This is a genomic window from Cytobacillus sp. BC1816, assembly GCF_051353635.1.
Classification (GTDB): Bacteria; Bacillota; Bacilli; order Bacillales; family Cytobacillaceae; genus Cytobacillus; species Cytobacillus oceanisediminis_C.
The window spans coordinates 855,028-881,513 of the sequence record NZ_CP195611.1 but is presented as its reverse complement, the minus strand read 5'-3'; the positions used below and the strand labels follow the sequence as shown (position 1 = coordinate 881,513).

Below are 26,486 nucleotides of genomic sequence, written 5' to 3'. Positions count from 1 at the left end.
GAAAATCATATAAAAATTAGCTATTGATACCTATTTCCCTCTGTATAATTAGATCTTGGGTACGAATTTCCATTATTAGGGGGCAAGGAGAATGTTTATGAAATTACTAAAAATGATTGTGCAGAGAAAGATTTTGGTCGCCCTTATGACGGTGCTGATTTTGGCCATCGGCAGCTTTTCCATTATCGAATTAGATAAGGAGCTGATGCCGCCGGTAACGATGGATGGTGCTTATGTTGAGGTCAGTGCCGGTGAAATGGCAGCTATTGAAGTGGAACGATCGATCACCAACCCCCTGGAGCAACAAATCAGGGGGATTGAGGGAGTGGACTCGGTTGACTCCACATCCGCAATTGGACGGAGCTCACTTCAAATTACGTTTGAACAGGGCCGGGGCGATGAACTTTTTAAAGAAGTAGAAACGGCTGCAAACGCCGCTAAAGGCGAGAATGCCGCGATCACGGATGTCACGTCTGGGCAGTATGGGACCACGCAAAGCTATGAATTCTATATGGATGTATCCAGCGGCAGTATGGAGGAGATGACCACTTTTGCCAAAAAGGTCCTTGAACCGCGCCTGGAAGCATTGCCGGAAGTCCGCGACGTATCGCTTGCAGGGGTTCAGGAGCACGAGGTAATCATTGAATTGGACCGCAGCAAATTGGCAGAAAAAGGGGTGGATTCTGCAGCTGTGATGGGTGCGATTCAGCAGGTTAACAGCGAAGCCACACTGGGAGAACTCAGCAGTGATGCCAATTCTCCTTCCCTCCGCTGGAATACGAAGCTTGAAAATGTGGAGGATGTACAGAATATTAAAATCCCATCACAAAATGGATTTGTTGATTTGAAAGTTGTTGCAGATGTTCAATTTCAGCCGATTAAAAGTTCATCGTTCGTCTGGAAGAACGGCACGAAGGATTTTATTTTTGTCCAGGTTGGCCGTGCTGCAGGTGCCACACAAATTGACATGGCAGCTGCGGTCCGCGATGAAGTGAAAAACATCCGCGAAAACGGACTGGTGAAAGGCTTTGAACTGAACGAAATGGTGGCACAGGCAGATTATGTACAGGAATCAATTGAAGGTGTGACCGGCAACATTTTAATCGGCGGCGTCATTGCCATTGCCATTCTGCTGTTATTTTTAAGGAATGTAAGGGCCACCTTTATCATCGGCCTGTCAATCCCCACTTCCATCCTGCTGACGTTTACGGCGATGTGGGTTTTTGATTACAGCTTTAATATCCTGACCCTGATTGGGCTTGGCCTTGGGATCGGGATGATGGTGGATTCTTCGATTGTTATCATTGAATCCATCTATCGAAAGAAAGAACAGGGACTTGGCAAGCTTGAGTCCGTTTTGGAAGGAACGAAAGAGGTTTCATCAGCAGTTATTGCTTCGATGCTCACTACAATCGTGGTATTCCTGCCAATCGGCCTTATTGGCGGCGATGTGGGCACATTCATGATCATGCTGTCTGCTGTTGTAGCCATTACACTCATAAGTTCGGTTATTGTCTCATTTACTTTAATCCCTTCGCTTTCAGAAAAATTGCTGAAGCTGCGCAAGCCGAAGAAGGAGCGCAAAGAAGGGCCGATTATGCACCTTTATAGCCGGATTGTGGCCTGGACCATCCGGAAAAAGCGTTACAGTTTTGCGGTCATAGCGATTTTCTTCCTGATGTTTGCCGGCTCATTAACACTTGTGACAAAAATTCCAATGACGATTATGCCCGATATGTTTAACCGCTACACAGAGCTGATGGTTGACCTGGAAACGGGTATTTCGATTGAAGATAAAGAAGACATCGCTCAAGGGATTAATCAGAAACTTCAATCAATTGAAGATGTAGAATCCAATTATGTCATGGACAGCGGCGGAATGTTCTATGCGATCATCAATATGACAAAAGGAGATGACATAACAAGAGAGCAAAAAGATGTCAATGAAGATATAATGAAACAGCTTCGAAGCCTATCGGATTCCCTCCCGGTTAAAAATGTCCAGAGTGCAATGTCGGCTGGCAGCGGATCACCGGTCCAGGTGAATATTACAGGCGAAGATTTCGCAGATCTGCAGAAGCTTACCGGTGATTTTTCTGAGGAGCTCGAAAAGATTGACGGCATCGTCGGTGTGACCAACACGATGGAGCGCACTTCAGAGGAGCAGGTTGTTGTTTTAAAAGAAGAAGCAATTGAAACGGCAGGCTTAACCCAGCTGCAAATCAGGCAGTTTATTGAGCAGGCATTCATGGAAATGCCTGTCGGGGAAATGGCCATGAATGAAGAAAATGTACCGCTTGCCTTGAAATGGGCTGAGAAAACTGATTCCAGGTCAGATCTGCTGGATTTAAAAGTTCCAACTGCCCAGGGCGAGAAAGCATTATCTTCCTTCATTGAATTCAAGAGTGTAGATACACCTAATGATATTTCCCATCATGACGGGGAGCGCTTCATCTCCATTTCGGCTGATATTGAAGGTAAGGACCTTGGTGCCGTAAACCGAGATGTCCAAAAGCTGATCAAAGATTTTGAAGCCCCTGCTGGCTATAGTGTGGCAGCTGCCGGGGATCTTGAACAGCAGCAGGAATTAATCATGGATATGGTGTTTGTTTTAGCGATTGCGATTTTCCTTGTGTATTTGGTGATGGCGGTCCAATTTAACCACCTTGGCCATCCGATGATCGTCATGTCTGTCATACCGATGACCATCGTCGGCGTCATTCTTGGTTTGTTCCTGACGCAGATGGAGCTTAGTGTAATGTCAGGAATGGGAATTGTGATGCTGATTGGGATTGTGCTTAATAACGCCATCCTGCTGATCGACCGTACGAATCAGCTCCGTCTGGAAGGCTTCTCTGTTGAAGAGGCACTTCTTGAAGCAGGCAAAAACCGGATCCGGCCGATATTCATGACTACTCTTACTACGGTTGGCGGAATGCTGCCGCTTGCCCTGGCATCGGGAACTTCCGGCAACTATCAGGCGCCAATGGCAATGGTCATAATTTCCGGCCTGCTGTTTGCGACCTTTATCACACTGCTGCTGATCCCGGCAGTTTACCGCTTGTTCACCACAGCCAGTCTCCGTTTTGGCTGGCTGAAGAAAAAGCAAAAAAAGAAAAGCAGTGATGTTAAAGTGATTCCGGAGACGGTTAAGTAACATAGTTCCGCCCCCTCAAAAACCGAGGGGGCTTTTGCGGATTTTCAAGCACTATGGACAAGGGCTCTTTCCTTCTGTTCTTTCCTTCATATATTAGTAGGAGAGAAAGGAGTGAATCCCATGTGCCAATATTGTGTTGAAGAATATTATTACAAGAAGAAAGTCTGCTGCAAAAAGAAGGACAAACATGAACATCACGGCTGCAGGAAATGCACGAGTGATTTTAAACCTCACTGTTCCTGTAAAAAATGCTCTGATGAGCATAAAAGATGTTCCTGCAAAAAATGCTCACCGGAAATTCATCATTGCCCTTGCAAGAAATGCTCATTCGAACACCGGCATTTTTGCTGCTGTAAAAAATGTTCCCATAGCTCTGACTATTAATCCAGTAAAACAGCGGCCAGCTTTGCTGACCGCTTATTTTATTTTTTCAGCCGTACGCTTTAAGGACTGCATTAAAAGGCGTACGCCAAGAAAAAAGATGATAAAACCGATAAAGGAATAGGTGTGTTTCCAGTTAATAAGGACAAACATATTCAAAAAGCTGAATAACGGTTCAAAGATAAAAGCAAACAGGATTCCAAGGCCTACCGCTGCAGCTGCATAGCTTTTCCACGTGTTAAAATACTGATAAATAAGCATTCCCGAAATGGGTATCACCACAAAATCTGCAGGCACTAACGGCGGAATAAAGTAGAACAGCTTATCCGGATATCCCCACAAAAGAAAGTTTAATCCCACAACATCAAGAAAACAGGCGAAGATCGCACATAGCAGCCCGAAAGCAAGTATCTCAAAGAGCCGCCCCTTATCCACCAGCCTCCACCAAATAAAAAACGGCAAAATGCTGGCAGCCAGCAGCAGCCACCAATTAAAGCTGAACAAATCCTCCTTCAGCCAATGTTCAAGTGAAACATCTCTTAACTTGTCCCTAAGGTTTTGCTCATCTGTAAATGAAGGAATACGGCTCATCTCATCACCTGCCTGCCCGAGTTGGTATCATGTTATTCATCTTTCCCCATGCGATGAGTTACATACAGTAAGCCGATGGTTCTAGTGAAATATTGGGGGGTGGCGGGATTGCACAAATATTCTGCTGGTGGGCACAATTATGGTGGGGATGGCGCAATTGTTGATTGAAATGGCGTATATCTGGTTTGATGGCGCATTTACAGGTGTTGTTAACCCATTTTATAGGCGAACGGCGCAATCATGATGCAGAACAGCACAATGATCCACCAAAACAACGCAATCAGCAGCAGCAGCGGCGCATAAAGTTTTCTCACAAAAAAGCAGCTGGCAGAGCCAGCCGCTTTCATTCCTATTGCTGTCCAGTATAAATGTTAATCGCATCTCTTAAAAACTCGGCCGCACCTGGGCGGACTTTATCATAATACGCTTTAAACCTTTCATCTGCCACATACATTTCTGCCAGGCCGGCGTGGGCCTCTTTGCTGTATTCACTCCAATAGAAAGTGATCCACTGCTTGTGCAAATCTGCTCCTTTTTGTGCAAGCTCGCCTGCCGGATCGCCAGTTTGCATGGCTTCGGCTAGAGTGGTGTTCACCTCTTCAGCCAGTTTTGTTACGGCCTCATGCTCCTCCTGGGTCATGTTCATGAGTTTGGCATTGGATTTTTCAACCGTTTCATCGCCATATTTCTCACGGATTTCTTTTCCGTATTGTTTTTCATTATCTTCAATCATTTTCTTTTTGAATCCTTCAAACTTCTCTTTGTCTGACATGGTCGTTCTCCCTTCAGCTGACGCTATGGTTTTTTCTACATTCGTAATAAGCAGATCGAGCTGCTTTCTTTTCTCAAGGAGTTTCTCGCGGTGCTCCTTCAGTGCGTCCGCAGCATCGAAAGCGGGTGCTGTGATAATTTCCATAATCTGATCAAGGCTGATGCCAAGTTCTCTGTAAAACAGAATCTGCTGGAGTCTGTCAACTTCCTGCTGGCCATAAATCCGGTATCCTGACGAATTGGTTCTTGCCGGCTTAAGAATGCCAATTTCATCATAATACCTGAGGGTTCTCGAGCTGACCCCAGCCAGCTGCGCAAGCTTCTGCACTGTGTATTCCATGCGATAGGCCTCCTTTCAAGAAAAGCGGATGTGCCTCCAGATGAACTTCAACTAAAAACCGCCACGTCCTGTGGCGAACGTTGAAGTCAGCACATCCTGTGCAAGCCCGACAGGCATAAGACGAATCACGCAGGAAACCTCCCAAAGCAAGCTTTGGTCGGGCGATGTATCGCTGCCGAAGCTTTCCTTTCCTGATTTCTGGAGTGATTTGGCTTATGACCCCGAGGGGCTAGGCACTGCAGCTAGACATTGAAAAATCTAGAAAGTACTTTCTGTTTATTACGATACACCTTTACGCAGCGTGAAGGTCAAACACTTTTGATAAAAAAATTAATCCAGCTTTTTAATCAGGAGAGCTGCGGTTGTCTTGGAAATTCTGCATCCTTCCAGATCCGCCTCCTTAATCAATCCCAGATCCACAGCAGATTTTATTTTCCCTTCGTCAGGCCGCTTTTGAATCAGGTCGAGAAGATTCAGCTCCTCCAGTTTGCTGACAGTCGGAGCGGGGTCGAATTTTTCTGTCCTTCTAATCTGCCTCTGCAATTTATAGCTGTCAATCTTCACTTCTCCTTTTTCATTCTGTCCCACTGCTGTATCGAAATACTGGTGGAACATATCTTTGAGTTTATCGAGTTCGGCTTCCAAATCCTTTTTCCTGCGGTTCAGCTCATCAAAACGGACCAGCATCTCTTTTGTAATCATGTGTGGATCGCCCCTTTTCTTGGATGATACTTCATCTTATTTTGGAAGCTGCGGTTTTATGCATCATTAAAGAACATATGTTCTAATTCAAACACCAATGATTTGGTGTAAAATGGAATTAACTAGGAGGGGACATGATGCTTTTAAACATTTTTTGGGGAATACTCGGACTATATGTATTACTATCTCTTCTGATCCTGCCGATGCAATACCGCTTTTTAATCGCTTTAAAAAAAGAAGAAGCCCAAAATAAAGCAAAGGGGAAAACACATGGAAAAATGTATGACAATATGAGAGCAGGGGAGCTGGTTCTACATGAGAACATTCAGGGAAACCCGGTCTTTTTTCTGGCTAATTTCCTGGCATCGATTATCTATCGGATTAAGCATTAACCGGTTTCACGGAAAAGTTAAATTTCGAAGTTATATTGAGATTTTTAAAGGATTTATTTATTTTTTTTGTAAATCTTCACGGTTCTGTGATTAAAATAGCCTGGCGTGCTTCCGCCAGGCATCTCTTTTTACTGCAATTCTTCCAGCGCAATTTTCTGATACGCTTTAAAAAAGGAATCACAAAACACATCCCACTCTTCAGCCGCTTCCATGGAGGCTTCACTGACTTCCCCGCACACCGGACGCTGCAGCAGATCTGTCAGCTGCTCGGCAAATCGATCAATCGTTTCCTGTGAAGCTCCTTCAAGCACATTCGCTACAAAATCAGCTGGCGGATACCAGTCTGTCACTCTCTGAATATCGCGGTATATTTGCGTCAGCAGCAAATTGCGCGGGCCTTCCCACTGTTCATTGACGACAATATCGCGGAAAATGCGCGGCAGTGAAGAGAATTCCTCCATGACACCATGGCCAGCAAAGACGGAGATGGCATCGCGCAGCACCTCTGCTCCTTCGTTTGTTGCACAGATTTTCTGCAGAAGCACAAGCTCCCTAAGGTTAAACAGCTGCTTTCTCAGTTCAATTGGCTGATCAACCGGAATACCCGCATTCAGCGGCTGATCAAGAAACAGGAATTGATGATAGATTTTAAAAGCTCCTGCCGTTGTGCGGTGTGCGGCATCTTCAATTTTCTTCAGTGTTCTCACTGATAGCGGGTAATCTTTTACCTTTTTGCCAAAAACAGTCCGGAAGTTGCCATAGAGACTGGCTTCACGTGCTGCTCGGAGCATGAATCCTGCGCAGGCAATGCCAATTTCAAGGCGGGATAGTGTTAGGACGATGCCAGCTGCAACGGCCACCCCTTTTCCTGCCGGCCCAACCGGGTAAGCAAGAGCCCCATTATACTGAAATTCCCCTGTCGGCAGCTCGGCCGTGCCCATTTTCCACTTGATCCGGTTGATTTCATACCCATTGCGTTTTTCTTTATCTTTATCTCCCGAAAGCCAGGAAGGAACGATGAATGTCGATACTTTATCAGTGCCTGAAATTTTCGCCGTGACCACCGAATAGTCGGCATGGGCAACCGAACAGAAAAATTTATTGCCGAAGAGGCGATAGTATTTTCCATCTGGAACAGCTTCAAGCACATTGGCCGGCAAATCCGATCCTCCCTGGATTTCTGTCATGAATTGGGCACCAATCGCAAAGTCCCCCTCCAGCCCCTCTTTCGTATGCTGTAAAATTTGCTCCAGCTCTGGAATATCTTCATTCGGATATTGTTCAAGGAGTGCAATTAATCCAATCGTGCATGTCAGCGGGCAGGCGACACCTGCTTCCCCCAGCTGATGAATCAGCATCCGCTTTGCAAAACTTTCCCAGGCTGGCATTTTGCTTGAAAAGAGACCTGCACCGAACACTTCTTTTTCCAGCTGATGCGTTTCCATTGGACGGACGACACGGTCAATGCGGTGATTGAAGGCATCAAAATGAAGCATAGACGGACGGGCTTCCGGCCTTGCCGCTCTTTCTGCAAGGGGGTTCCATCTGGAAGAAACAGCAGAAGAAAAATGCTGCAGTTCATTATGTATCTGTTCATATTTCGCGCCTGCATATTTCTTTAAGGCCTTTTGCAAAATTGGATCATTCTTATACCAATTCAGACTGCTGCGCTTCTCTAAAAACTCATCAAATGTGTATGAATTCTTTCCTCTTACCTTTTGGTCCTGGGAAGTTATCGTCATGGAAAAATCACTCCTTTTTTTAATTGACAAATACTAATTTTCAGAATTATTATAAAACTATGTTAACGTTTACGTCAACTAGGAGGATGCATAATGACAGAAGAAAAAGTTTTTACCATCAGCGAGCTCGCGACGATGTTTGACATCAGCTCCAGGACGATCCGCTATTACGAGGAAATTGGAATGCTGTTTTCGGAAAATCGGGACAGCCTGACCAAGCAGCGCACCTATACGAATCGTGAGCGCCGCCGCCTGAAGATGATTCTGCGCGGAAAAAAGCTCGGCTTCAGCCTTCAGGAAATCAAGGAGATGATTGGTCTTTATGAATCAAATCCGGAAGGTGAAGCGGAAAAAAGCAGGATTATTGCCTTCGCTGACAGCAAGCTAAAGGAAATTGAAGAGCAGATTATGCAGCTGCAAATGCTGCGGGAAGACATTCTGACTTACAAAGAAAAGTATGAAAACAGCCGGGTGAAAACATAAAATTCATTTTAAAAGGGGCTGAGCTGAGTGGGAACAACGATTCACGGAGTATTGGAGAGAAACGCAAGGAAGTTTCCTGAAAAGGACGCCTTTATTACGGCGTCGAACCGCCTTACATACGGTGACATGAACCGCACATGCAACAGGCTCGCAAGATATCTTCAGGATGAAGGGGTCCGACACGGCGACCGGATTGCAGTGATGTCGCGCAATAATGAACACTTCTTTTTTGCTTTTTTTGCCTGCATGAAGATCGGCGCCATTCCGATGCCGATAAATATCCGTCTGACACCGAAGGAATTGGGGGCTATTTTTCAAAATGCGAGCGCTGCAGGGATTCTGTATGAGGATGAGCTTGCTGAAACGGTGACCTCGTTAAAAGAAAATTTGAATTACTATTTTTCGATTCAGGATATTGTTGGGGCTTCAGCTCAATTTTCTGAAGGCAATCTACATGTGCCGATTGATTCGCGGGATGTCTGCGAGATTCTTTTTACATCCGGAACAACCGGTATGCCAAAGGGAGTTGTGTTTAACCATGAACGCATTCTTGCGATTGCCGCCGCGGTTTCGGTTAATTTCAGCTTGACCCATCGAGATTCCATGCTTACCCTGATGCCGCTCTCCCACTCTGCTCCACTAAATACATTTTTCATGAGCGGATTTTATTGCGGAGCAACCCATGTGATCAGCGACTTTACACCAAAAGGATTCCTGAACTGGATTCAGCAGGAAAAGACGACCTTCTCATTTGCGGCACCAGTCGCCTATTTGCTTGCGGCCAAGGATCCGGATTTAGCTTCTTATGATTTATCGAGCATGCGTGTTTTTGCGTATGGCGGCGGTCCGCTGGCACTGGCCTCCTATCACCATGTGAAAAAAGCATTCCAGAATGAAAATTTCTATCAGGTTTACGGGCTGACGGAAGCGGGCCCGAATGGAATTTTGCTATATCCGGAGGAGCATCTGGACAAGGCCGGAAGCATCGGCAAAAATCCGACTGTTAATATGGAAATCCGGGTCGTCCGGCCGGATGGCACTGATACGGATCCGAATGAATATGGCGAGATTCTCCTGACAGGTGACAGCCTCATGCTGGAGTATGACAATAACCTGGAAGAAACGAATGCCGCGATAAAGGATGGCTGGCTCTATACTGGCGACATTGCCTATCGGGATGAGGATGGCTACTTTTACATCGTCGACCGCAAAAAGGATGTCATCATTTCGGGCGGCGTCAACATTTATCCGCGTGAAGTCGAAGAAGTACTCGCAAAGCATGACGCGGTTTTGGAATCCTGTGTGGTCGGTGTGCCGCATGAAGATTGGGGCGAAACCGTTAAGGCTGTTGTCGTGCTTAAGGGAGATGCTTCAGAGGAGGAATTGCGCGCATTTGCCGCTGAACATCTGGCTGAGTTTAAATGTCCGCGGATTTATTCCTTTGTGGATGAACTGCCGCGGAATGCAAGCGGGAAGATTTTGAAGCAGCAGGTAAAGTTGGTGCATTCTTAATTGGAAGGGGGATCGGGTGCTTGGAAAGGCGCCTGGTTCTTTTTGTTTATGGAGGTTTTATGGCGACCGTTTTTCTGGCTCTGGTTTCTTTTTCGGCTTCATGAAGGCTTCATGGCGACCATTTTTCTGGCTCTGGTGCCTTTTTCGGCTTCATGAAGGCTTCAAATTATTTAATCTCAAGGTATAACAACGAAAAGGGAGATCCATTCTTAAAGAATAATCGGTAATCCGTGCTATTAACGACCAAATAAGGGATACAGCAGAAATATTAAAGCACTTCCCTCCAACTCAGTTGCCCTTTTTCGGGTTTATAATAAAAATAGCAGGAATTCCCCCCTAAAAAAAGTATCTTAATAGTATAACCAAACAATCCAGGAGGCCACATGAAGTCAAGAACCGAAACCGAGATGATGAATCTGATTGTATCAACAGCCCGGGAAGATGAGCGGGTGCGCGCAGTTATTCTGAATGGTTCGCGCGCGAATCCGAATGTGAGGAAGGATATTTTTCAGGATTACGATATTGTGTACGTAGTTAGGGAAATGGAGTCCTTTACCTGTGATCATAGCTGGGTGAATGTCTTTGGTGAGCGGGTTATGATGCAGATGCCGGAGGAGAAGGTGCTGCCGCCTGCCGATGGGCATGGACGCTTCCCTTATCTGATGCAGTTTATGGACGGGAACCGGATTGATCTGACTTTGATTCCGGCTGAAAAGATAGATGAACTGCTGGAGCCCGACAGTCTGAGTGTGCTGCTTCTTGATAAGGATGGGCTGATTGGGTACCTGCCGCCAGCCAGTGATCGGGATTATCTTATCAAGAAACCGAGTGCGCAGGAATTTGCGGATCTCTGTAATGAATTTTGGTGGATCACGATGAATATCAGCAAAGGGATTTGGCGCAGGGAGCTTACTTACGCAATGTTTATGCATGAGCAGATTAACCGCCATGTGATGATTACAATGCTGGAATGGAAGGTCGGCATCACAGACGATTTTACAAAAAGCTCAGGCAAAGCAGGCAAGTATCTGCCCGATTTTCTTCCTGCCAAGGTATGGGAGCAGTTCAAATCCACCTATTCAGACGCCGATTTTAATCACATATGGGAAGCCCTCTTCACAATGTGCTCCCTTTTCAGAAATACAGCCGTCGAGGTCGCAGAAAAACTTGGCTTCGAGTACCCATTTGAAGATGATAAGCGTGTAACTGCATTTTTAAAGCATGTCCGAACCCTGCCTGCCGATGCATCATCCATCTATTAAAAAATCCCCTTCACAGGGGATTTTTCTAATTATTCTTTAACTCCAGCTGTTCGAACGCAGACCAGTTCACCATTTTTTCAAGAAGAATGGAGATCAGGACGCCCATCAAAAGCCCGTTGGATAGGAATGGCTGAATCAAAACCGGCAATTCCGCGAATACCGCAGCAGGTGTATTCATTAAACTGATGCCGATTAGAACGGGTGCGGCTAAACGGAAGATTGTGTCTGAGTTGAACACTTTTCCGCTTAAGCTGTTGAAAGCAGTCCCGAACAGCTGCAGGTACGCGACAAACAGCACGGCGTTTCCGACTGTTACCGGCATGCCGGCAAGCCATGAACCCAGGTGCGGGATCAGGCCAATGACCGTCAGGAGCGCGCCTCCAATGAAGAATGGTGTTCTCATCAATATCCTCGTGCTTTGCAGAAATCCGATCGATGAGGTGAATGGAGTATACGGCACGAGGCCAAACCCGCTTCCCATCACTGTAAATACTGCGGTGATAAAAATCGATCCGCGGTACTCGCGTTTCCCGGATTCTTTTTTAAATAAGCGGTCACTGGAGCTGATGGAAGCGACTGTGTTGCTCAGGTTCATCAGACTGGCAAAAAAGGCGACGGCTACAATTCCGATTTCGAGGTTAGGCTGTCCCAGCGGAAACAGCGTAAAGCTTAACTCTCCGGACGCTGTCCCCTGCATTGCTTGACCGGCAAACAGGAGATCATAGCCGATCCATCCTGCCAGCAACCCTATTAAAATAGAAAAATTGCTGATGACGGCGTTCCCTTTTAATTTTAATAAACTCACAAAAATGACGAGTGCAAAGGAATAAAGGGTGATGGGAACATCAATGGTGCCCTGTTCACTAACCTTCATCATGCCTTTAAAAAAGATAAAAATCAGCTGGAAGGTTAATAGGAACAGGTAAACGGACATCACCATAGGGCTGAATATTGATTTTAGCAGTGAGATGCCGTTGAAGGCTGCTAGAATTAGGGTAACAGCCGAAGCGAGCAGGACGCCTGTCGCAATTCCGCCCCCGATTTCCGTATAGCTCATGCCAAGGGACGATGCCGACAGGCCAAGGTTTAGGATGACTCCCCACAGCAAGCCGGAATGGCCTTCCATGAGCGGATAGCGATGCCCTTTCCAGCCTTGAAAAATGGTTGCCAGCCCCGTAAAGATAAGCGAGGCTCTCAGCATCAATGCAATCGTTTCCCCCGGCAGCCCGAAGACTGTTCCAACCGAAATCGGGACCATCACAGTATTTGCAAAAATAAAAAATAGCCATTGAACAGAAGAAAATATCGTTACGGTACCAAACCGTTTATCCAAGGTATCAACACCGCTTTCTATTATTTCGTTTCTCTAAAAATAAACCAGCTATTATTATAGTACAAATCAGGAAAAATATCTTTGGATTTTTCTTGAAGAAGGATGGAATTTGGGAGAATGAGGAGCTGGAGTCTGGAATATCAGCGGCTGACCGATATAATAAGAAGCTGACGATAAAAGTGAAATTATGACCGATTTTAATTTTTAATTGACCGCTATACTAGAGATGTTAACCGATGTGAAGGGCATGCAAAAGGACAAGCCCGCAAAAAATCCATTGCGGGCGCAGCTCCACGTTTACATAAACCCGGAAAACCACAGTCCTAGCGCGGTTCCGACGTAGTTCCCGATGATATAGCCTAGTGTTCCGACAACGAGTATCGGCCCGATCAGATCCTTCCAGCCTTTGGCGATGGCCATGGCGGCAGCGGTGGTCGGGCCGCCGACATTGGCATTGCTTGCCAAAAGGATTTCTTCGAGGTCATATTTTAATAGTTTGCCTGCTGTTAAAGATACGGTCAGGTTCACTACGACGATAATGAACACAAACACCAGCAGCAGAGGGGCATTTTCGATAATCAGCGGGATCGATGCCGGGATGCCGATCACGACAAAGAACAGGTATATCAGGAATGTGCCGATTTCCTGGCTTCCGTTAATAGACTCGAAGTATCTCGGAAACATGGCCAAAACCAGGAACGTCAGAGTGGTCAGCATCAAATACTTGTCGCCAAACAGCCCGTTTACGAGATTGATAAAAAAAGAAACGTCATCCCCCGAAGGAATGGCTGCGTCCAGGAATTCAGCGACTTTAAACGAAACAACCACCAGCAAAAAGGCTGTTCCGACGGATAACGCGATATCCTTTAAGGAGATGTCCTTTCGCTTCCAAAAGCTCTCTGCAAGTGTCTTCCCCTCTTCTCCTATACTACCGCTTTCCACCTGATCAACATGCGGCGTTTTAAACCGGCGCCGAAAAAAGCCAATGGCCGGTACCGTCATAAGAGCGACGAAGTAAATGGCCATCATTAAATTATCGGCGACAACTGCTGCTGATACCATTTCTCCTGGCGTCTCGAACTTTGCCGCCATGGCCGCGAAGTTTACCCCGCCGCCAATATAGGACGCGGTGAGCATCGCGCCCAGTTTATCAAGGACAGGTATATGATCTTTCAGCAAGAAGAAGCTGATGATTACCCCTGCCACTGTCCCGATGGAGCTGACCAGAAAGATAATCAGCAGCCGGCCGCTTTCCTGCCAGATTCTTTTAATCTTCACATGGAAAAGAAGCAATGGGATCGCAAGCGGAATGATAAAAGTCCAGACTGCATCATATACAGGCGATGCTGTCGGAATAATGCCGGTATTGGATAGAATAATGGCGCCAATCAGGGCAACAATCGCCCCTGAAATTTTTGCTGCCCAGCTGTATCGCTGCTCCAGATAGATGCTTGCCGATGCCCACACCACAATAATTCCCCATAGTGTTACATAATCATCGGCTTTAATAAGTGTCTGCTCCAATAGCATTTCCTCCTTTTTTACAGTGTCACTACTACTCATATTAGCCCTATCTCTTTTAAAATTCAAAATATTCAAACCACACGAAAATGATTCGACAAATTGGGCGGCGCCTGTCACCAAAAATTATTTTATATTTTTTTGAAGCCGAAAGTGCTGTTTCGTACGTCTAGATTGCAGACACTTTTTTAGAAGGAAGGTTATTGTGTGATTGAAGTTAGAGAATTAAGCCATGCTTTTGAGATTGGCAAAAAAGAAAAGAAGACGGTTATTCCTGTATTGGAGGATGTTTCTTTTTCGGTGGAAAAAGGCGAGATTGTCACGATTGTGGGCAGGAGCGGATCCGGGAAGTCAACGCTTTTGAATATCATCAGCGGTTTTATTAAGCCAAAGCATGGAGAGGTCTGGATTCATGGTGAAAAGGTCAGTGACTATAACGAAGGCAAATTCGCTGATTTCCGCCTGGCGTATCTCGGATTCATTTTCCAGAGTTTTCAGCTGATTCCGAGCATGACAGCTTACCAAAATGTTGAGCTCCCTCTCATTCTCAAAGGGATGACTGAAAAGGAAAGACAGCAGAAGACGGAAGAGACGTTAAAGCGGGTAGGCCTTATCGAATATAAAGATCATTATCCAAGTGAGCTTTCCGGCGGACAGCAGCAGCGCGTCAGCATCGCCCGGGCGCTTGTCGTGAATCCTCCCCTCATTCTCGCTGATGAACCGACAGGAAGCCTGGACAGCGAAACAGAAAACGAGCTGCTGCAGTTTATTCAAGAGCTGAACCGTGATCTGGGCATTACGTTTCTGATTATTACGCACGACGAAAAAGTGGCAGCCATCGGCCATAAGACAATTGAAATCACAGATGGAAGGGTTATGGAGGGTGTATTGGCATGAATTTAAAAGATCAATTCAGATTTGTAAGGCAAAATATGAAAAAGAATAAAACAAGGCTGTTTATGACGATTTTAGCCACAGCGATTGGATGTACCTTTCTGATTGTGCTGGCATCAGTCGGATTCGGGCTTCATAAATCGATCATCCAGGATGTAATGGAAGACAGCCTCGTAACGGAAATCCAGGTTCACGGCAAAGAAGCGGGTGAAGGGAATTTCCAGGGCATCAAAGATGAAGATATCCAACATTTTCGAGAAATCACAGGGGTAAAAGCAGTCACCCGCAGGCAATCTCTGCAGCAAAGCCCGATCTTTAAAACTGAGGATTATACCGCTCAATCAGAAGCCGTTTCAGCCTATTTTCCGGAAGAAGTGAAAGCAGGATTCGAGCTGTCTGAAGGAAGACTCCCAGAAAAAGAGAATGAAGTGGTGGTTGGCTCCTCCTTTGCGGATGGTCTGTCTCTGGAGCCGAAAGAAGGAGAAAACGCCTTTAATGAAGATGGTTCAATAAAAGAAGAATACGCCTACAAGGGTGCGTTAGTCGGAAAGACAATTGAAATGGAAGTTATCAAAATGGAGGATGGCAAAGAGATCAAGAAGTCCATTCCCCTGACCATAACCGGGGTTACGAAAAAGCCTTCTAAAGAATGGATGCAGATCCGCACGGTCTTCATTTCCGAAGATATCTTTAAGGAAGTGGAAGCATTCACCGGTACACCTGGCGGCAGTCCGGAGCAAGTGGAAGGAGCTTCCGGGGATACCGGCCGAATTTACGATAGGGTCAGCCTTTACGCTAAAGATGTTGAGGCTGTCACAGGCATCAATGACCAATTGAAAGACGGCAATTATATGGTTTATTCTATCGTGAACGAGATGAAGCAGATCAATATGGTTTTTACGATTCTAAAAATCGGCCTTCTCTTCATAGGAACCATTGCTTTGATCATTGCCTCCATCGGCATTTATAATACGATGACGATGGCTGTTACGGAGCGCGCCCCTGATATCGGCATCATGAAAGCGATCGGTGCCCATCCGAAAACGATTAAGCGGATCTTTGTCCTTGAAAGCAGCTATATCGGACTGCTTGGAGCCCTGTTTGGCACGATTGTTGCTTATGGAATAAGCTATGCGGTCAACCTGGCCCTTCCGCTCGTGCTGGAAAGGGTATTTGAGGAAGCCCCGCCTGAGGGCCTCATGCTTTCCTATATTCCATGGTCCCTTACTCTGATCAGTGTGGCGATTTGTCTGACTGTCACCATCTTCTCCGGCTGGCGTCCGGCCAAGAGAGCCACACAAGTCGATGTGCTGAAGGCGATGAGGCGGGAAGTTTAATAGATAAAACATCGCTGGTATAACCGGCGATGTTTTTTATTATAGCTTGAATGCTTCTTCGCGAACCTTCTGCAAAAATTCCTCAACCACTTTCAGGTTGTTTTTGTCGCCGCCAAGCTTCAGCATGGCCCTTCCAACGAAGTTGACCCCTTTATTTTCCCCTTCATAAATAAACCTGGTGAGGGAGTCATCGATTTTAATCAGCGTAAATCCGAGGGTGATTTCAAAGGCCTTTCCCAATACAAAATGGATCTGCTTATGCTTTTTAACCTCTGAATCCTCATAAGCCAGTGTTTCGACAATATAGGTCTCCAGGCGCTTGCCTTCTCTGTAGGTTTGCCTGTGCTTTGCCCCTGCTTCATTTTCTCTTTTTTCGATCAGGGTATGCCCTTCGACCTTAGGCATGATTTTCTTTATGTGCTGGTCGGAAAACAAGCTCCACACCTTTTCAATATTTCTTTCAATCATGATTTCTTCTTTCCATTGAATCACGATTCTTCCTCCTTCCCCGATTCCAAAAAGGCATCGATTTCTTCCATTTGACCTTGAAGCTCCTCCACCTGCTTCTTGATCAGCTTTCTTTTTTGCATCAGCAATGCTTCCAGATTGGCGAATGATTCATCCTCCATCACGGAAATCATTTCCTGAATGGTGAAGCCTAATCTTCTTAGCTTTAGTAAAAGGATAGCCAAAAAGTAGCTGCCGTCATCGTAATACCGGTAATGATTAGCAGGGTCAATAAAAGCGGGCTCCAGCAGCTTCACTTCCGCGTAGTATCGCAATGTTTCCTTCGTTAACCCGGTCATTTCCGCAAAATCGCTAATCTTGTACATCGCTTCCTCCCTTATATCTTAAACTGTGGGGTGCACCACACGGTCAATGTGCTATTTTCAGTGTACATGAAAAAAGCCTTAACGGCATTTTCCGTTAAGGCTCCTGGTCATTATGGGTTCAGCACAAATCTCAATGCATGCGGTCACAGATTGAGATCAGCGTTCCTGATGGATAAAAAGGGATTTCCTTTTTAGAAGGGAAGGCATTTTTATCGATTTTAAGCCCGCCTGTACCGCTGTCGAGGAAGATACCGAAACGGAATAAATACAGTTCAAAGGCTCCCGGAGAATCTGCTGTCATTTCAAAAGTGAACTCCGGCGAAATCCAATATCCCTTATTCTCCTTAAACCGAAAGCGGTCCTTTTCAATCGTTAAATTCTCCCGTTCCGTTCACAACGGCGAGCAATATATGCTGATTGGTAAACTGATGCTCCAGCTGCCACTGCATTTCTTCTTTTATGTATTCTATTTTTCTCAGCCTGAATATCAGGTCTTCTAATCCAAAGCAATCTGTATTCATCTCTAACACTCCTGTTTCATTCTATCAACAATGATAATCATTATCACTGTATAAAACAAGAGCATAAAAAAACATCGCCCTCTAGTGGCGATGCTTTCCTGGCTTACCCATTTAAAAATAAGGTAGCTGTTACATATTTCTTTGTCAGCGACTTGTAATAGGCCGATAAAACAGTCAGTGAAGCCGTTACAAGAATATTGGAAACGATGTCTTTCTGCTGATCAGTAAAATCCTGAAAACTCTCCAATGTTTTCAATGCCTCTTTTTTAATGCATTGTTCTGTCTGATCGTACATGCTTTTTTCGGTACTATTGTGATGATGGGCTTTTTCAAAAATGGCCGCGTATGCAGCATAAAAAGGGATCGGCTCAATCAGGTCGTCTGAGCGGTCATCCAGATCATTAAAAAGGAGAGCAAGAATTTTACGGATCGAATCGAAATCAAGCGTCGCTTTCAGATCCTCCACGATAAAAAGCATGGCAGCCTGGTCGGCCGAATATTTCTTGCCGAGCTGCGGACTGCCAATCAGGTCCTTCACATCCCGCTTTACCCAATTTTGCACGGCAGTCGAAGATAGATGGGTAAATTCGATCTGGTTTCCCAGTGCGACGATTTCATTGATGGAAAAGCCGATTTTCTGCAAATCTGCCCGCAGCAATTTTTCAAATATAGCCGGCATTTTGGTATCCAGAAAAGCTTCCGTTGATATTCCATTCTTTTCATGAGCGGCCGCCCATGCCTGCTGAAGGATTTGTTTGGGCGAATGCCCCCCTTCCCCCTTCAGCGACAGAAGGAAATCAGCCATGCTTTTCCTCGATAGCTGGAATAATTCCAAGATAATCAGCCCCTGCGTTCTCTTTTCGATGCTTTCATCCTAATAGTTTCAAGGATAACAGTCAACGTCTATTTCCTTACCGTCTAGTTTTTACTTGTCATTTCAATTGAAAAATTATATTATATAGTCAGATGACAAGTTCATATGAACTCAAAATAGATTAAAGGGTGAGGAAATGGGTAAACGTATATTTTACTTTTTATTGACGAACGTGCTGGTTCTATTGACGATCAGTATTATTTTCTCGCTGATTGGCGGAGGTAATTACATCAATGCCCAAGGCGGTATTAATTTTGGCTCATTGCTTGTGGTTAGTGCCGTGATTGGTTTCACTGGCTCCTTCATTTCCCTTTGGATGTCCCGCTGGATGGCCAAGAGAATGATGAATGTCCAGGTGCTGGATTCAAATAGTTCCCTTTCAGCAGCCGAACGTGACATCGTGGAAAAAGTTCATCGCCTATCAAGAGCAGCAGGTTTAACACATATGCCTGAAGTGGGAATCTACCATTCCCCTGAAGTGAACGCTTTTGCAACCGGTCCTTCGAAGAAACGCTCTCTTGTGGCGGTTTCAACTGGATTGCTGCAGGAAATGGATGACGATGCCATTGAAGGCGTCATCGCCCATGAAGTGGCACACATCGCGAACGGAGACATGGTCACCATGACCCTTCTTCAGGGGGTTGTCAACACATTCGTTGTCTTCCTTGCACGAATTGCAGCCTGGGTGGCATCCCGATTTGTCAGAGAAGAAATGGCGCCGATAGTACACTTTATAGCTGTAATCGTGTTCCAAATCGCCTTTTCAATCCTTGGAAGCCTTGTGGTCTTCGCCTACTCCCGCCACCGCGAGTTCCACGCCGACCGCGGAGGTGCAGATCTGGCAGGCAAGGACAAAATGACACATGCCCTGCAGATGCTGAAGGCCTACTCCAGCCGCATTAAGGGTGAAGAACAGACAGCAATCTCCACTTTAAAAATTAATAACAGAAGCAAAGCTTCGCTGTTCTCGACCCATCCTGATTTGGATGAGCGTATTAGACGTTTGAGTGCGAAGTAAGCAGAAAAGCGCAAGCTCCTGTCCATCCCCGACACCTCCGAGAGGGGAGGCCCCGGAGCTAGACATGTAAAAGGGTGCCCTGAAATGGGCACCCTTTTCATATTTTTTTCATCTCCAACTCTCTGAAAATTGTTTGCCCCCCCAATATCCGGGTAATCTTCTAATAGACAGCAGGAAAAGCATCGGTACTATGGCTGGGACGGTTTGTCCCGATGCAGCACCCTGGTAAATTAATTAACACGAGGAGAGGATATGAACATGAACGGTTTCCAGCGCATTGCACTTGTACTGACAATCATTGGAGCCATCAATTGGGGGCTGATTGGGTTTTTCCAATTTGATTTAGTTGCCAGCTTATTCGGAGGACAGGATGCAGTTTTATCAAGAGTAGTCTATGGTTTAGTGGGAATTGCCGGATTGATCAATCTAGGTCTCCTCTTTAAACCGAGCCGTGAATATGAAAGAGAACCGGAATCAAGGCCTGTTCGATAAAAGGAATGCCCCACACAATATGGCTGGAGGGGTTTCAATCAAACGTTTGATTAAACCGATAGACCAAAAAACGCTCACTTTCGTTGCCCTGGAGGACCACCTCTTTTATCAGCTCAAATGGGGTACTGTTTTCCAGATAAAAAATATAATCTTCTGAAGGGTAATATAAGATGATGTCCATTTTGCGCGGGTTCTCTTCCGCTGAGAGCAGGATGCTGTTGACGACTTTTATAAAAATCTGCACCGAAAACGGATTGAAAAAGTAAAAATGGCTGTCCTGCGGTGTTATTTCATACTCCTGAGCCAGGATGCACTGAAAGCTGATTCTGTCTTTTTCCCCTTGGTAAGTCTGCAGATTTTCCAGTGCCTCACGGTAAAAGGTTTCACTCATCTCGACGCCGGCAGCAGATGCCCGAAATGTATAGTGAATATAAAATGGCAGTCGGCCTTTGCCGCAGCCGAAATCCACCAGGCGATCACTGCTTCTTAGCCCGTATTCGCTGAACAGTTTTTCCAGGCCCTGATATGGAGTGGGCTCGTAGCGGTGGTAATGGAATGATTTATGGAAACCTTTTTGGTCACCGTTTGTATGAATGTTGAGCATTTCATCAAAATTTTTCATGCTGATCTCCTTTGCTGAAAAAAGGCCTGCCACCATCCAAAAAGGACAGCGACAGGCACGTAAATATCTGTTCTTAATTCGGTTCGATCACTAAATATTCCCGTAAGGTCTGCTGCAATGTTCCCTTTGTTTCTGCCTGGCTCTCGAATGTTACACCGGCGTGGATCATTTTACGGACAAGTTCAGCACGCAGGCCTGTAAGGACTGCATCGCATCCCATCATTTTGATGCCGCTCAGGATCTTTTTAAAGTGAACAATAACGTCAATTTCCATATCGGCTATTCCGGAAAGGTCCATAATTAAAGTTTGGATTTTAATGGATGAGATATCCATCAGAACTTTCTCTTCAATCGTCTGAATTCGGTAAGAATCAATCATGCCAATCAGCGGCAGTACAGCAACAGAAGTGCTGATCGGAATAATCGGCACCGACAAATGCTCAACCAGTTTGCGCTGTGATTTAAGCATTTCATCTTTATAATCAGAATAGCTGATGAAGAAGTTATTCAAAAATTGGTCAACATGATCATTGACTTCCTTTTCCATATTATAAAATTCATCACCTACGGTCTGCTGCCCTTTGACTTTGTCAAACTGATATAAAAAGTACCACAGAGTGCGTCGGATGGCCTGTACCCATTCCAGCTTAAATGAAAGCGTCAGGGAATGCTCCGCCCAGGCAACGCCTTCCTGTCTGGCAAAAGCAATCAGCTCTTCTTCTTTGTTTTCAGCCACATATAAAGCCAATATCTCGGCATTTTTTAAAAGATCGATATTGCCTCTTTGGAGGATTTCATTGATCTTGGAGGCCACATTCACAGCCTCGGATAATAATTTTCGCTGAAAATTCTCACGATTTGCGACAATAAATCCTGCTATATCCTTGGTTTCTTTGTAAGCTGCTTCCATTTTAAGCACCCGCCCCTTGGTTTATATATTATACACTTTCGTTTCTATCACGAAAAATCCTTCTCTTGAACTTAAATATTGAAGATATCATCCTCATCCTTCCAAACCCCTATCACTTAATACCCTTTCTATTTTGCCCATAAACCTCGAAATTGATTTTTTTAGTGAATCCTGTGCTCTAACAAGTAAAAAAGCGCCGGGATGGCGCTTTTTTCAAAAAATTCCCGATATACTTATAAACACAACAACAATCGTAGCAGGAACCAATACTTTCATCAGGATGCTCCAGGCTGTGTACATGGCTGGCGAAACATTGCTGCCGAGCATAAATTCCTCTTTTACAAGCTCTTTATCCATTCTTAAAGAAATAAACAGGGCAATCAGCAGGCAGCCTAGAGGAAGCAGGATGTTGCTGACCAGGTAGTCGGTTGCATCAAATATATTTTTCCCGAAAATGGTGAAATCCCCCAGCAGGCTGAACGACAGAGCAGCAGGAATCCCGGCGGCGAACATGACAATGCCGGAGATCCAGGAGATTTTTTTCCGGGAATGCTTTCCGTTTTCGATGAATGCAGAGACGATGATTTCCAGCATGCTGAACGATGACGTCAAGGTGGCAAATAAGAAAAGCAGCAGGAAGATCGCCAGGAACACTTCCCCTAATGGGATCTGTGAAAAGACGGCCGGCAGGACCATGAACAGCAGACCCGGGCCTTCCGCCGGTTCAAATCCGAATGCAAACACAACCGGGAAAATCGCCAATCCGGCCAAAACAGAGATAATAATGTTCATGATGACAACAGAGCCCGCTGAATTTGGGATGCTGACTTTTTTGTCCAGATACGAGCTGTAAGTGACCATACATGAGAAGCCGACAGCCAGTGCAAAGAATGACTGTCCCAATGCATAAAGGGCCGATTCCGCTGTGATTTTGCTGAAGTCCGGATTCAGGAAGAACTTGACTCCTTCCATCGCTCCATCCAGTGTCAGTGCGCGCACCACAAGCACAATAAAAAAGATAAATAATAGCGGCATCATATATTTGCTTGCAGCTTCGATCCCATTTTGGATTCCGAATGTGATGACCACAATGTTAATAAGCAGAAAAACTGCCAGCCCTATAAGAGTCCAGCTTGGCGTGGATGTGATCATGCCAAACAGTTCCGGATAGGCTGCACCAGGCGTGATGATTTGGCCGCCAATCGACAGGACTGTATAAATCAGCACCCAGCCCCCAACAACCGAATAAAAACTAAGCAGCAGGAAGCAGCCAACAACGCCAAGCTTGCCGGTAACGGTCCACGGACTGTTGGGCGCCAGTTTATAATAGGCAGACACCGCTTCTTTCTGTGCCCCGCGCCCGATAATAAATTCTGAAATGAGCATCGGAAGACCAATCAAAATCGTAAATGCGATAAACATCAGCAAAAAGGCGCCCCCGCCGCTCGTTCCGGCTACATACGGGAACTTCCAGATCGCCCCCAGGCCAATCGCAGCACCGGCAGAAGACATGATAAAGCCGAATTTAGAAGACCATTGTTCTCGATTTGTACTCATAGTACCCCCCTGTTCTCTTTTTTTATGTAAAGGCCCGATTCAGGAAGACTTTCGGGCCCCGATTCCCCATTTAAATCCTAGATTACAGCTCCGTGCGAATATCCCAAAGTTCAGGGAAGAAGCGCTGATCCAATACTTTTTTCAAATAGCCGACGCCGGATGAACCGCCTGTTCCCATTTTAAAGCCGATGATCCGTTCCACCGTTTTCATATGGCGGAAGCGCCACTGCTGCAGCCAATCTTCGATATCCACAAGTTTTTCCGCAAGCTCGTATAACTCCCAGTACGTTTCAGGATTTTTATACACCGTCATCCAGGCTGCACGGACTGAATCATTTTCTTTGTATGTTCTGGTTACATCTCTGTTCAGAATGTCTTCATCAACCGGCAGGCCTGCTTTGTGAAGCGCCCGGATGGCTACATCGTATAGGCCTGGCTTTTCGAACGCTTCCTTTAACTTCGCATGCAGATCCGGATCTTTTTGGTAGATTTTCAGTACATGTTCAGTTTTATAGCCTAACGCAAATTCTACCATACGATACTGGTAGGATTGGAAGCCAGATGCCTGGCCGAGTGAATCGCGGAACTCCATATACTCGGACGGCGTCAATGTGGACAGCACATCCCATGCCTGAATAATCTGCGATTGCGTCTTTGAAACGCGCGCTAATCGCTTCTGTGCTGTGGATAAATCATTGTTTTCAATCGATTCGATGGCTGCACCCATTTCATGAAGAATCAGCTTCATCCACAGCTCGCTCACCTGGTGGATGACGATGAACAGCATCTCATCATGATGTCCGGAAAGCCTATTTTGTGCGGATAGGATTTTGTCGAGCTGCAGGTATTCTCCATATGTCATGTTGTTGGTGAAATCTGTATGTATGCTCTTTTCAGCGGTTGTCGCGTTTACGTCCTGGTGTTTTTCGTTGCTCATGTGGGTTCCTCCTTGGAATTGGTTCTTGTCGTTCCTGATTCGGGCTGGTTCTAAGGCCCGGTACATCAGCGACTGACCGATATATCTGGAAAGTGACCGATATATTAGAAAATCTGACTGATATTGTTATGTGATTGACCGATATAAAAAAACTTTGACCGATATGTTACTTTTTTGGCCGATAAACCTGCTGCGGGTTGCAGTCGATCTTTATTTGGCCGGTAAACCTGACCATTTGGCCGTTAAATAGGCTGGTTTGACCGATAGGTCATCCATATTGGCCGATAAATTCGATGTTTTGGCCGTTACCCCGCTTTAAATCGGCCGAATAACCGCCCGCACCGGGCTGCCGTCTCCTTCTTTTATTGGAAGCGGCAAGGCAATTAGCTCGTAATTTCCTTCTTCTACCTCATCCAGCATGATATTTTCCAGAATATGAATGCCATTTCGATATAAAGCATGGTGTGTTTCCATCTCTTTGCTGTCGATCGCATCGACGGATGGGACATCTACTCCGAGCAGACGCACACCTTTACTGCCGAGGTAGTCCGCCATATCCACGGTCAGTTCAGGGATCCGATTCGGAAACACTTCCGAATTATTCGGAAGCGCGGTCCTGAGCAGGACACGTGCCACGCCTTCGAGATCAAATCGGTTCAGAACTTCCGAATCCACCGTTTCATAGGCAGATACATCAATCACACGCGCCGGCCCGATATACAGTTCGATGTCCAGGTCTAAGATCTTTTCGCCCTCGTCATTAAAATGGAATGGCGCATCGACATGTGTGCCGGTATGCAGGCTGGTCGTAATCCTGCCAATATTGACAGAGCCGGTTTGTTCTTTTGTAAAAGCTGTTTCATAACTGAATGGCGTATCTCCTGGCCAGTGGGCAATGCTATTAGTCAGCGGCTGTGAAATATCGATCCAACCTTTTTTCATCATGCTACGACTCCCCGTTTATTTTCGAATTGCTTGTATTTTTCTTCTTCCATAATGCCTTTAAGGATTTGAACTGTTTTCCAGACATCCTCAAACGTATTGTACAGCGCCACCGGTGCCAGACGGATTCCGTTTGGGGCACGGAAATCCGGGATAACTCCTTCTGCCTTCAGCGCCTTGCAGATCCTTGCTGCTTCCTGGTGCTCGAGATAAATATGGCCGCCTCGCTTCTTTTCATCAAGCGGGTTGCGCAGGATAAATCCGTGTCCGTCAAGCTCATGCTGAATTAGTTCAATCATATAGCCAGTCAGTTTAAGAGATTTTTCACGGATTCTTTCAAGGCCAGCTTCATTAAATATGCTGAGTGATCCAATAATTGGTGCCATGCTAAAGATATTCGGAGTTCCAATCTGATATGCGCCTGCATCCTCTGCTGCTGTCAGCACATGTTCCATATCGAACTGCTTATCCTTGCGGGAGCTGAACCAGCCGGCAAGTCCCGGGACCTGGCCAAAATGGCGCTTGTTCACAAATAATCCGCCTGTTGATCCTGGTCCTCCATTCAGATGCTTATAGTTGCACCAGAACGCGAAATCCACATCCCAATCACTCAGAGAATGCGGGACGGATCCAACCGAATGGCATAGATCAAAGCCGATCTCAATCCCGCGCTTATGTGCTTCTGCAGTCAGATACTCCATATCCAGTACCTGGCCGCTTCGGTATAAAACACCCGGCAGGACAATCAGTGCGATTTCGTCTGTCATCGCCGCGACAATGTCTTCTTCCCTCAGCGTATGGCCATCCGCGCTTTTCACCTGGACAAGATGATCATCAGGATCATAGCCCTTCAGCTTGACTTGGCTTTGCAGCGCATAAATATCACTTGGAAAATTCAATTCATCAGCCAGTATCTTCGTTCTTTTTCCTTCCGGCTTATAAAAAGTCGAGACAAGCTGGTGCAGGTTAACGGTTGTGGAACCGCTTACAATCACTTCTATCGGATTTGCTCCCACGATTGGCGCCAATTCTTTTCCTAGTTTTTCAGATAGATAGAACCAGGGATTGTCCCCTTCTGTCCAGCCGTCAATAGCATGGTGCTTCCAGGAATCCAGCAGATCAAGGAGTGACTTTTCTGCACGCTTTGAAAGCAGTCCAAGTGAATTGCCATCCAGATAAATTCCGTCTTCTTTTATATAAAACTCTTCCCGGTAGGACAGGTCACTGCCAGTATCCAGTCCGATTGCATACTCTCTTGTAAAAAAATCCATAGATTTCCAACCTTTCAGAATATTTATTATTTACGAAAATTATATTGTTTGATTGACACTATGTCAATGATATAATGTCAGTATAGTTGCC

General features: G+C 45.7%; 27 protein-coding genes. 9 read left to right on the top strand and 18 right to left on the bottom strand.

Translation table 11 applies throughout. The annotated features are described in order from the left end of the window. The first annotated feature begins 91 nt into the window (after positions 1 to 91). Positions 92 to 3,157, top strand: coding sequence for an efflux RND transporter permease subunit (locus tag ACR42H_RS04735; RefSeq protein ID WP_436374897.1), 3,066 nt, complete (start codon positions 92 to 94; stop codon positions 3,155 to 3,157). 417 nt (positions 3,158 to 3,574) lie between these two features. Here the strand turns inward: ACR42H_RS04735 and ACR42H_RS04730 are convergent, their stop codons facing one another. The 4 genes from ACR42H_RS04730 to ACR42H_RS04715 form a co-directional block, all read right to left on the bottom strand. Further along, complete coding sequence (locus ACR42H_RS04730) at positions 3,575 to 4,129, bottom strand: CBO0543 family protein (RefSeq protein ID WP_436374896.1); 555 nt, start codon at positions 4,127 to 4,129, stop codon at positions 3,575 to 3,577. A gap of 209 nt (positions 4,130 to 4,338) precedes the next feature. Continuing rightward, entirely contained in the window at positions 4,339 to 4,476 is a 138-nt protein-coding gene (locus tag ACR42H_RS04725; RefSeq protein ID WP_436374895.1) for a hypothetical protein, read from the bottom strand. 2 nt (positions 4,477 to 4,478) lie between these two features. Next, positions 4,479 to 5,240: a MerR family transcriptional regulator gene (locus ACR42H_RS04720; RefSeq protein WP_436374894.1), complete on the bottom strand. Its 762-nt coding sequence runs from the start codon at positions 5,238 to 5,240 to the stop codon at positions 4,479 to 4,481. A gap of 330 nt (positions 5,241 to 5,570) precedes the next feature. Beyond that, on the bottom strand, positions 5,571 to 5,942 hold the full coding sequence (locus ACR42H_RS04715) for a hypothetical protein (RefSeq protein ID WP_009335095.1): 372 nt from the start codon (positions 5,940 to 5,942) through the stop codon (positions 5,571 to 5,573). A gap of 134 nt (positions 5,943 to 6,076) precedes the next feature. Here ACR42H_RS04715 and ACR42H_RS04710 point away from each other — a divergent pair, with 134 nt between their 5' ends. Beyond that, positions 6,077 to 6,334 (top strand): DUF3949 domain-containing protein, encoded by a 258-nt coding sequence (locus ACR42H_RS04710; RefSeq protein ID WP_113882963.1) that lies wholly within the window; start codon positions 6,077 to 6,079, stop codon positions 6,332 to 6,334. 128 nt (positions 6,335 to 6,462) lie between these two features. On the opposite strand, the gene ACR42H_RS04705 is transcribed toward ACR42H_RS04710, so the two are convergent. Continuing rightward, on the bottom strand, positions 6,463 to 8,076 hold the full coding sequence (locus tag ACR42H_RS04705; protein WP_436374893.1) for an acyl-CoA dehydrogenase family protein: 1,614 nt from the start codon (positions 8,074 to 8,076) through the stop codon (positions 6,463 to 6,465). Positions 8,077 to 8,169: 93 nt separating this feature from the next. On the opposite strand from ACR42H_RS04705, the gene ACR42H_RS04700 reads away from it, so the two are divergent. The 3 genes from ACR42H_RS04700 to ACR42H_RS04690 all read left to right on the top strand — a co-directional run bounded on the left by ACR42H_RS04700 (position 8,170) and on the right by ACR42H_RS04690 (position 11,333). After that, positions 8,170 to 8,559: a MerR family DNA-binding protein gene (locus ACR42H_RS04700; protein WP_113882961.1), complete on the top strand. Its 390-nt coding sequence runs from the start codon at positions 8,170 to 8,172 to the stop codon at positions 8,557 to 8,559. Positions 8,560 to 8,586: 27 nt separating this feature from the next. Continuing rightward, positions 8,587 to 10,071, top strand: coding sequence for a class I adenylate-forming enzyme family protein (locus ACR42H_RS04695; RefSeq protein WP_436374892.1), 1,485 nt, complete (start codon positions 8,587 to 8,589; stop codon positions 10,069 to 10,071). A gap of 383 nt (positions 10,072 to 10,454) precedes the next feature. After that, positions 10,455 to 11,333, top strand: a complete 879-nt coding sequence (locus tag ACR42H_RS04690) for an aminoglycoside 6-adenylyltransferase (RefSeq protein WP_436374891.1) — start codon at positions 10,455 to 10,457, stop codon at positions 11,331 to 11,333. Positions 11,334 to 11,358: 25 nt separating this feature from the next. On the opposite strand, the gene ACR42H_RS04685 is transcribed toward ACR42H_RS04690, so the two are convergent. Both ACR42H_RS04685 and ACR42H_RS04680 read right to left on the bottom strand, forming a co-directional pair. After that, positions 11,359 to 12,666 (bottom strand): uracil/xanthine transporter, encoded by a 1,308-nt coding sequence (locus tag ACR42H_RS04685; RefSeq protein WP_436374890.1) that lies wholly within the window; start codon positions 12,664 to 12,666, stop codon positions 11,359 to 11,361. 297 nt (positions 12,667 to 12,963) lie between these two features. Beyond that, a complete protein-coding gene (locus tag ACR42H_RS04680) occupies positions 12,964 to 14,190 on the bottom strand; it encodes a DUF819 family protein (protein WP_436374889.1) in 1,227 nt (408 codons plus the stop codon). Between the two features lie 204 nt (positions 14,191 to 14,394). Between ACR42H_RS04680 and ACR42H_RS04675 the strand changes: the two genes are divergently transcribed. Beyond that, entirely contained in the window at positions 14,395 to 15,084 is a 690-nt protein-coding gene (locus ACR42H_RS04675; RefSeq protein WP_436374888.1) for an ABC transporter ATP-binding protein, read from the top strand. Then, on the top strand, positions 15,081 to 16,418 hold the full coding sequence (locus tag ACR42H_RS04670) for an ABC transporter permease (RefSeq protein WP_436374887.1): 1,338 nt from the start codon (positions 15,081 to 15,083) through the stop codon (positions 16,416 to 16,418). Before ACR42H_RS04675 ends, ACR42H_RS04670 begins: the two co-directional genes overlap by 4 nt. Positions 16,419 to 16,457: 39 nt before the next feature. On the opposite strand, the gene ACR42H_RS04665 is transcribed toward ACR42H_RS04670, so the two are convergent. The 5 genes from ACR42H_RS04665 to ACR42H_RS04645 all read right to left on the bottom strand — a co-directional run bounded on the left by ACR42H_RS04665 (position 16,458) and on the right by ACR42H_RS04645 (position 18,607). After that, complete coding sequence (locus ACR42H_RS04665; protein WP_436374886.1) at positions 16,458 to 16,910, bottom strand: SRPBCC family protein; 453 nt, start codon at positions 16,908 to 16,910, stop codon at positions 16,458 to 16,460. Then, entirely contained in the window at positions 16,907 to 17,251 is a 345-nt protein-coding gene (locus ACR42H_RS04660; protein ID WP_436374885.1) for a MerR family transcriptional regulator, read from the bottom strand. The genes ACR42H_RS04665 and ACR42H_RS04660 overlap by 4 nt, the downstream gene beginning before the upstream one ends. Positions 17,252 to 17,381: 130 nt before the next feature. After that, positions 17,382 to 17,552, bottom strand: coding sequence for a hypothetical protein (locus tag ACR42H_RS04655; RefSeq protein ID WP_436374884.1), 171 nt, complete (start codon positions 17,550 to 17,552; stop codon positions 17,382 to 17,384). Between the two features lie 64 nt (positions 17,553 to 17,616). Then, positions 17,617 to 17,772 carry a hypothetical protein gene (locus ACR42H_RS04650; protein WP_436374883.1) on the bottom strand — a complete coding sequence of 52 codons (156 nt, stop codon included), beginning with the start codon at positions 17,770 to 17,772 and terminating at the stop codon, positions 17,617 to 17,619. Positions 17,773 to 17,875: 103 nt separating this feature from the next. Continuing rightward, positions 17,876 to 18,607: a DUF1836 domain-containing protein gene (locus ACR42H_RS04645; RefSeq protein WP_436374882.1), complete on the bottom strand. Its 732-nt coding sequence runs from the start codon at positions 18,605 to 18,607 to the stop codon at positions 17,876 to 17,878. 175 nt (positions 18,608 to 18,782) lie between these two features. Here ACR42H_RS04645 and htpX point away from each other — a divergent pair, with 175 nt between their 5' ends. Both htpX and ACR42H_RS04635 read left to right on the top strand, forming a co-directional pair. Continuing rightward, a complete protein-coding gene (htpX, locus tag ACR42H_RS04640) occupies positions 18,783 to 19,664 on the top strand; it encodes a protease HtpX (protein WP_436374881.1) in 882 nt (293 codons plus the stop codon). A 258-nt stretch (positions 19,665 to 19,922) separates the two neighbouring features. Beyond that, positions 19,923 to 20,156 carry a DUF378 domain-containing protein gene (locus ACR42H_RS04635; protein ID WP_436376839.1) on the top strand — a complete coding sequence of 78 codons (234 nt, stop codon included), beginning with the start codon at positions 19,923 to 19,925 and terminating at the stop codon, positions 20,154 to 20,156. Positions 20,157 to 20,190: 34 nt separating this feature from the next. On the opposite strand, the gene ACR42H_RS04630 is transcribed toward ACR42H_RS04635, so the two are convergent. The 6 genes from ACR42H_RS04630 to kynU all read right to left on the bottom strand — a co-directional run bounded on the left by ACR42H_RS04630 (position 20,191) and on the right by kynU (position 26,395). Next, on the bottom strand, positions 20,191 to 20,784 hold the full coding sequence (locus ACR42H_RS04630; protein WP_181782325.1) for an SAM-dependent methyltransferase: 594 nt from the start codon (positions 20,782 to 20,784) through the stop codon (positions 20,191 to 20,193). 67 nt (positions 20,785 to 20,851) lie between these two features. Beyond that, positions 20,852 to 21,688: an STAS domain-containing protein gene (locus tag ACR42H_RS04625; RefSeq protein WP_113882947.1), complete on the bottom strand. Its 837-nt coding sequence runs from the start codon at positions 21,686 to 21,688 to the stop codon at positions 20,852 to 20,854. Between the two features lie 213 nt (positions 21,689 to 21,901). Beyond that, on the bottom strand, positions 21,902 to 23,245 hold the full coding sequence (locus ACR42H_RS04620; protein ID WP_113882946.1) for a sodium-dependent transporter: 1,344 nt from the start codon (positions 23,243 to 23,245) through the stop codon (positions 21,902 to 21,904). Positions 23,246 to 23,327: 82 nt separating this feature from the next. Next, entirely contained in the window at positions 23,328 to 24,182 is an 855-nt protein-coding gene (gene kynA / locus ACR42H_RS04615) for a tryptophan 2,3-dioxygenase (RefSeq protein WP_436374880.1), read from the bottom strand. Positions 24,183 to 24,497: 315 nt separating this feature from the next. After that, the gene (gene kynB / locus ACR42H_RS04610; protein ID WP_436374879.1) at positions 24,498 to 25,127 is read right to left on the bottom strand and encodes an arylformamidase; all 630 of its coding nucleotides are present in this window, start codon (positions 25,125 to 25,127) and stop codon (positions 24,498 to 24,500) included. Continuing rightward, positions 25,124 to 26,395, bottom strand: a complete 1,272-nt coding sequence (kynU, locus tag ACR42H_RS04605; RefSeq protein WP_436374878.1) for a kynureninase — start codon at positions 26,393 to 26,395, stop codon at positions 25,124 to 25,126. Before kynU ends, kynB begins: the two co-directional genes overlap by 4 nt. Positions 26,396 to 26,486 lie beyond the last annotated feature (91 nt).

Bases quoted from the DNA above. Each gene is read 5' to 3' on its own strand.
- ACR42H_RS04635 (WP_436376839.1), top strand. From the start codon at position 19,923: ATGAACGGTTTCCAGCGCATTGCACTTGTACTGACAATCATTGGAGCC.
- ACR42H_RS04735 (WP_436374897.1), top strand. From the start codon at position 92: ATGTTTATGAAATTACTAAAAATGATTGTGCAGAGAAAGATTTTGGTC.
- ACR42H_RS04620 (WP_113882946.1), bottom strand. From the start codon at position 23,245: ATGAGTACAAATCGAGAACAATGGTCTTCTAAATTCGGCTTTATCATG.
- ACR42H_RS04725 (WP_436374895.1), bottom strand. From the start codon at position 4,476: ATGAAAGCGGCTGGCTCTGCCAGCTGCTTTTTTGTGAGAAAACTTTAT.
- ACR42H_RS04650 (WP_436374883.1), bottom strand. From the start codon at position 17,772: ATGAATACAGATTGCTTTGGATTAGAAGACCTGATATTCAGGCTGAGA.
- htpX (WP_436374881.1), top strand. From the start codon at position 18,783: ATGGGTAAACGTATATTTTACTTTTTATTGACGAACGTGCTGGTTCTA.
- ACR42H_RS04700 (WP_113882961.1), top strand. From the start codon at position 8,170: ATGACAGAAGAAAAAGTTTTTACCATCAGCGAGCTCGCGACGATGTTT.
- kynA (WP_436374880.1), bottom strand. From the start codon at position 24,182: ATGAGCAACGAAAAACACCAGGACGTAAACGCGACAACCGCTGAAAAG.
- ACR42H_RS04715 (WP_009335095.1), bottom strand. From the start codon at position 5,942: ATGATTACAAAAGAGATGCTGGTCCGTTTTGATGAGCTGAACCGCAGG.
- ACR42H_RS04690 (WP_436374891.1), top strand. From the start codon at position 10,455: ATGAAGTCAAGAACCGAAACCGAGATGATGAATCTGATTGTATCAACA.
- ACR42H_RS04710 (WP_113882963.1), top strand. From the start codon at position 6,077: ATGATGCTTTTAAACATTTTTTGGGGAATACTCGGACTATATGTATTA.
- ACR42H_RS04655 (WP_436374884.1), bottom strand. From the start codon at position 17,552: ATGACAGCAGATTCTCCGGGAGCCTTTGAACTGTATTTATTCCGTTTC.
- ACR42H_RS04660 (WP_436374885.1), bottom strand. From the start codon at position 17,251: ATGTACAAGATTAGCGATTTTGCGGAAATGACCGGGTTAACGAAGGAA.
- ACR42H_RS04625 (WP_113882947.1), bottom strand. From the start codon at position 21,688: ATGGAAGCAGCTTACAAAGAAACCAAGGATATAGCAGGATTTATTGTC.
- ACR42H_RS04705 (WP_436374893.1), bottom strand. From the start codon at position 8,076: ATGACGATAACTTCCCAGGACCAAAAGGTAAGAGGAAAGAATTCATAC.
- kynB (WP_436374879.1), bottom strand. From the start codon at position 25,127: ATGATGAAAAAAGGTTGGATCGATATTTCACAGCCGCTGACTAATAGC.
- ACR42H_RS04730 (WP_436374896.1), bottom strand. From the start codon at position 4,129: ATGAGCCGTATTCCTTCATTTACAGATGAGCAAAACCTTAGGGACAAG.
- ACR42H_RS04670 (WP_436374887.1), top strand. From the start codon at position 15,081: ATGAATTTAAAAGATCAATTCAGATTTGTAAGGCAAAATATGAAAAAG.
- ACR42H_RS04720 (WP_436374894.1), bottom strand. From the start codon at position 5,240: ATGGAATACACAGTGCAGAAGCTTGCGCAGCTGGCTGGGGTCAGCTCG.
- kynU (WP_436374878.1), bottom strand. From the start codon at position 26,395: ATGGATTTTTTTACAAGAGAGTATGCAATCGGACTGGATACTGGCAGT.